At 61.5% G+C, this 3,656-nt stretch carries 3 protein-coding genes and 1 pseudogene; 2 read left to right on the top strand and 2 right to left on the bottom strand.

Going from position 1 to position 3,656, the window contains the following annotated elements:
• Positions 1-603: 603 nt before the first annotated feature.
• Positions 604-1,977 carry a PleD family two-component system response regulator gene (locus tag EN925_RS27855; protein WP_024503582.1) on the bottom strand — a complete coding sequence of 458 codons (1,374 nt, stop codon included), beginning with the start codon at positions 1,975-1,977 and terminating at the stop codon, positions 604-606.
• A gap of 33 nt (positions 1,978-2,010) precedes the next feature.
• Positions 2,011-2,382 carry a response regulator gene (locus EN925_RS27850; RefSeq protein ID WP_013531932.1) on the bottom strand — a complete coding sequence of 124 codons (372 nt, stop codon included), beginning with the start codon at positions 2,380-2,382 and terminating at the stop codon, positions 2,011-2,013.
• A gap of 245 nt (positions 2,383-2,627) precedes the next feature.
• On the opposite strand from EN925_RS27850, the gene EN925_RS27845 reads away from it, so the two are divergent.
• Positions 2,628-2,927 carry a DUF3572 domain-containing protein gene (locus EN925_RS27845; protein WP_024503583.1) on the top strand — a complete coding sequence of 100 codons (300 nt, stop codon included), beginning with the start codon at positions 2,628-2,630 and terminating at the stop codon, positions 2,925-2,927.
• Positions 2,924-3,576: pseudogene (locus tag EN925_RS27840) on the top strand (hypothetical protein). Before EN925_RS27845 ends, EN925_RS27840 begins: the two are co-directional and overlap by 4 nt.
• Positions 3,577-3,656 lie beyond the last annotated feature (80 nt).

Raw genomic sequence — 3,656 nt, 5'->3', positions numbered from 1 at the left:
CGCCTGCTAGCGCCAGTTCCCCCGCCAGCATCAATCCCGTCGGACCACCCCCGGCGATCACCACCGCATGATCTGAAACCATTGTCGTCACTCCCGTTTTCCGCACCTTGGTTCGGGTCGGTTTTACGGGAGGAGCCGGGTCTTGCCGCAAGCCCCTTGTGCGCCATATGTACGAAATGGAAGGGAACGGTATTGTTCCCCCTGTGGGTTGCCGCGGAACAAGCGCTCGGGGCAATTTCCCCTAACGATATCCAGATTTTCAGGCGCAAAAACCCAGAGTCTTCCGTGCTTTGGCACGGAGCTCTGATGTTCATTGGAAAGAAGGGGGCCGGTCGGCGTTTGGCAGCGGTACGAGGAGGCCACTATGTGCCAGCGCCGGCCGGCCGACCCCACGGACCCAGGAGATGCGGCGGACCTGAGCATCATGGGGTATTCCCAGGGACCGGAGCCGGCGGTCTATCCTCGTGCCGGCTTCGTCTTGGCCTGCACAGTCGCGCAAGAGCTTATGAAAATCAACAGTTTCTTAACCAAGGCTCGCGAATCGCTTGGATTAAGGTAAACGGGTAACCCTGTCGGGTTGACTGGATAATCGGGGCTGGATCACTACGCCGCCTTGGCGACGACCCGATTGCGGCCGCCGCTTTTGGCTTCGTAGAGCGCGAGATCGGCACGCTTCATGAGCGCCGCCACCGTGTCCACGCCCTTCAGCACCGACGACACGCCGACGCTGACCGTGACTTCGATCGCCTTGCCGTCCTGGCCGATGGCGAAAGCCGCCTGGGCGATTTCGGCGCGAATGCGCTCGGCCACCTTCTCGGCCACCGCGCCCTCGGTATCCGGCATCACCACGACGAATTCCTCGCCGCCAAAGCGGCAGGCAAGGTCGATACCCCTGACATTCTTGCGCAGCCGCCGTGCGAATTCCCGCAGCACCTCGTCGCCGCCATCATGACCGTGCGCGTCGTTGATCGCCTTGAAGCGATCGAGGTCGGTGATCATCACCGACAGCGGCCGGCGCCGTGCCACGGCGCGATCGAACAGCGTCTGCAGATGGCTGTCCAGATAGCGGCGATTGTGCAGCCCGGTCAGACCGTCGGTCACCGCCATTTCGATTGTCTGGGTGACGCTGGCCCGTAGCTGGTCGTTGTAGCGCTTACGGCGCACCTGCGTGCGCAGCCGTGCCGTCAGTTCCTGCTGGTCGATCGGCCGCATGAGATAGTCGTTGATGCCGAGTTCCAGGCCGCGAATGATGCGTTCCTCCTCGCCCTCCTCCGCCAGCAGGATAATCGGCACGAAGCGGGTGCGATCGAGCGAGCGCAACTGCGAACAGAGCCTCAGCGGATCGAAATCGGCGAACGCGGTCGAGATCATCACGCATTCATAGGATGTCTCGGCGGCCTGGAAGAAACCGGCATGCGGATCATGTGTGACGTCGAGGTCGGCCCGATCACGCAGCATCTTCTGGATGCGCTCGACGGATGTTTTGCGCTCGTCGATCAAAAGCACTTTCGGCGTCGTGTCCTCGGATGCGAAATTGCGGCTGAGCAACTCCTCGATGCCGATGTTGCGCGTCGTCGAGGCGCGCAGCCGCAACTCGTCGGTCAGCGACTTCAGCCGAACCAGGCTCTTGACGCGCGTCATCAGCTGCAGGTCGTTGACCGGCTTGGTCAGGAAGTCGTCGGCGCCAGCCTCAAGCCCGCGGACGCGGTCGGAAACCTGGTCCAGCGCGGTGATCATCACCACCGGAATGTGCGATGTCGCCGGATCGCTCTTCAGCCGCCGACAGACCTCGAAGCCGTCCATATCAGGCATCATCACATCGAGCAGCACGACATCGACCTTGCCGTTCTCGCAGGTCTCGATCGCATCCGGCCCGTTGGTGGCGGTCAACACTTCGAAATATTCGGCCAGCAGCCGCACTTCCAGCAGCCGCACATTGGCAGGGATATCGTCGACGACGAGGATCCGCGCAGTCATTTCATAACGCTCCGACTCGGCTGAAGGGGCACATCACGCATCGCCCAGATAGGATTTGATGGTTTCGATGAAACGCGGCACCGAGATCGGCTTCGAAATATAAGCCTCGCAGCCACCCTGGCGAATACGTTCCTCGTCGCCTTTCATGGCGAAGGCGGTCACGGCAATGACGGGGATGACGTGCAGTTCGTCGTCCTCCTTCAGCCATTTGGTCACTTCAAGCCCCGACACCTCAGGCAACTGGATATCCATCAAGATGAGATCCGGCCGGTGCTGGCGTGCCAGATCGAGCGCTTCCAGACCGTTGCGGGTGCGCACGGTCTCGTAACCGCTTGCCTCGATGAGGTCCCGAAAGAGCTTCATGTTGAGCTCATTGTCCTCGACGATCATAACCTTCTTCGGCATCGATATCCCGTCCCGGCCGCCCTTCCGCTTCGAAGGCGACCGTCATGCGCCCATGTCTGAACGCACCAAACCCTGCTTCACTTTACGGCAATATGATTGACGAAACGGAAATCCGCGGCTGGAAAACAGCGCGAATTCTACCTCGTCGCCTGCGCGTCCAAAGGGCGCGCCACGCTCTAATGGCTTGCCGCAAGCAACTCTTGCCATTACTGCGGGAGAGACTCATCCACACACCGAAGGTAGTGATGGCAAACGCAGCGTCAATGCGCGAAGAAGCGGAATCGATTGCCGTGAAGGCCCTGGGCTTTGTCGCCTCCGATCCGGAGCTTTTGCCGCGCTTTCTGGCTATCACCGGCATAGAGGTCCATTCGATCCGCAAAGCCGCCAGTGAGCCAGGTTTCCTGGCTGGTGTCCTGCAATTCATCCTCGCCCACGAGCCGACGCTGATGCGCTTTGCCGAGGAAACCGGCACCCCGCCGGCTGCTGTCGGCAAGGCCCTGCGGTCGCTGCCGCTGGGCGATGACAACCACGAGCATTCCATATGAGCGATGATCCAGAAACAGCGCGCCAGATCGAAGAACTGGCAGCCGACAACCGGCCGTTGCTGGTGCTCGATGTCGACGATGTCGTGCTCGAATTCATCCGCCCGTTTCCGAATTTCCTCAAGACGCGTGGCTATGGCCTGACGCTGGCCTCGTTCCGGCTGACCGGCAACATCGCAGAGACGGCCAGCGGCCGCCTGATCGAACAGCCCGAAGTCACGGCACTGCTGGGCGATTTCTTTGACACGCAAGCCGATTGGCAAAACATTACGGACGGCGCGGCAGAGGCCCTGGCAGGGCTTGGCGACCGCGCGGAAATCATCTTGCTGACGCCATGCCACACAAACACCGTGCCGTGCGTCGTGTCCATCTCGACGCGCTTGGACTGAGCTACCCGCTTCTGACCACTGAAATGGCCAAAGGACCGGCAGTGGCCAAGCTTCGCGGCAAGGCCGGCCGACCGGTGGTCTTCGTCGACGATCAGCCGCACAATCTGGCGTCGGTGCGGGAATCGGTCGCCGACGCCGAACTGTTCCACCTGATGGCCGACAATTCGCTGCGCGCATTCCTGCCTCCGGTGACGGACGATGTGGTCGTCGTCCAGGACTGGCACGAAGCCGCGCCGAAGATCGCAAGCGCGCTGGGGCTCTAAACTCCAGCCTTCAAGGGTTCAGTTTCGCACCTGCGCCGCCGCTGTCGTCCCCGCTGTCATCGTCGCCGTCACCATCGTCC

This window comes from Mesorhizobium sp. M7A.F.Ca.US.006.04.2.1, assembly GCF_004022915.1.
GTDB lineage: Bacteria > Pseudomonadota > Alphaproteobacteria > Rhizobiales > Rhizobiaceae > Mesorhizobium > Mesorhizobium ciceri.
This window is presented reverse-complemented; position numbering and strand designations above follow the sequence as displayed.

What these genes read in the sequence shown, in the direction of transcription:
- EN925_RS27855 (WP_024503582.1), bottom strand. Translation starts at nt 1,977, where the DNA reads ATGACTGCGCGGATCCTCGTCGTCGACGATATCCCTGCCAATGTGCGG.
- EN925_RS27850 (WP_013531932.1), bottom strand. Translation starts at nt 2,382, where the DNA reads ATGCCGAAGAAGGTTATGATCGTCGAGGACAATGAGCTCAACATGAAG.
- EN925_RS27845 (WP_024503583.1), top strand. Translation starts at nt 2,628, where the DNA reads ATGGCAAACGCAGCGTCAATGCGCGAAGAAGCGGAATCGATTGCCGTG.